The organism is Corynebacterium mendelii (assembly GCF_017307055.1).
Classification (GTDB): domain Bacteria; phylum Actinomycetota; class Actinomycetes; order Mycobacteriales; family Mycobacteriaceae; genus Corynebacterium; species Corynebacterium mendelii.
In genome coordinates this window covers 1-1116 of sequence record NZ_JAFLEQ010000002.1, presented here as the reverse complement: position 1 = coordinate 1116, position 1116 = coordinate 1, and the positions used below count along the sequence as shown (strand labels likewise).

General features: G+C 52.7%; 1 rRNA gene. It reads left to right on the top strand.

What is annotated here, in order from left to right:
* Positions 1-178: 178 nt before the first annotated feature.
* Positions 179-1116, top strand: a 23S ribosomal RNA gene (locus tag JZY06_RS00110); the annotation flags it as partial.

The window sequence follows — 1116 nt, the reverse complement described above, 5'->3', positions numbered from 1 at the left end:
TCGTGTTGTGTGGGAACTGTATAGTGGACGTGAGCATCTTTATTTTTTCTTCCATCATGGGGGTGCGTGCTTTGTTGTGTGTGCTTTCGTGGTGTGTAGTTATTTTTGATTAGGGACTGTCTGCGCGCTTTGTTGTGTGTGGATGGTTTTTGTGTCTTGGTGTTTTGTTTGTTTTGTGTTCTGGTTTTTCAAGGGCGCATGGTGGATGCCTTGGCATGCTGAGCCGATGAAGGACGTGGGAGGCTGCGTTAAGCCTCGGGGAGTTGTCAACCGAGCGTTGATCCGAGGATGTCCGAATGGGGAAACCTGGCCACTGTTATGGGTGGTTACCCGCATCTGAATGAAATAGGGTGTGTGGGGGTTACGCGGGGAAGTGAAACATCTCAGTACCCGTAGGAGAAGAAAACAATTGTGATTCCGTTAGTAGTGGCGAGCGAACGCGGATGAGGCTAAACCGTGCATGTGTGATACCCGGCAGGGGTTGTGTGTGCGGTGTTGTGGGGTTTGGACGTATGTGTTCTGCCGGACATGTGCCATTGAACATGCTTGTTAGTGGAAGTGGTGTGGAAACGCCTGCCGTAGAGGGTGATAGTCCCGTACGTGAAAGCTTGTGTGTTGTGGTTGTTCTTGTCCCCGAGTAGCAGCGGGCTCGTGGAATCTGCTGTGAATCTGCCGGGACCACCCGGTAAGCCTGAATACTCAGTGTGACCGATAGCGGAATAGTACCGTGAGGGAATGGTGAAAAGTACCCCGGGAGGGGAGTGAAATAGTACCTGAAACCGTGTGCCTACAATCCGTCAGAGCTGCTTTGTGTGGTGATGGCGTGCCTTTTGAAGAATGAGCCTGCGAGTCAGCGGCGCGTCGCGAGGTTAACCGGTTTGTCGGGTAGCCGTAGCGAAAGCGAATCCTAACGAGGGTGTGTTAGTGGCGTGTCCTGGACCCGAAGCGGGGTGATCTACCCATGGCCAGTGTGAAGCAGAGGTAAGACTCTGTGGAGGCGCGAACCCACTTAGGTTGAAAACTGAGGGGATGAGTTGTGGGTAGGGGTGAAAGGCCAATCAAACTCCGTGATAGCTGGTTCTCCCCGAAATGCATTTAGGTGCAGCGCTGTGTTTT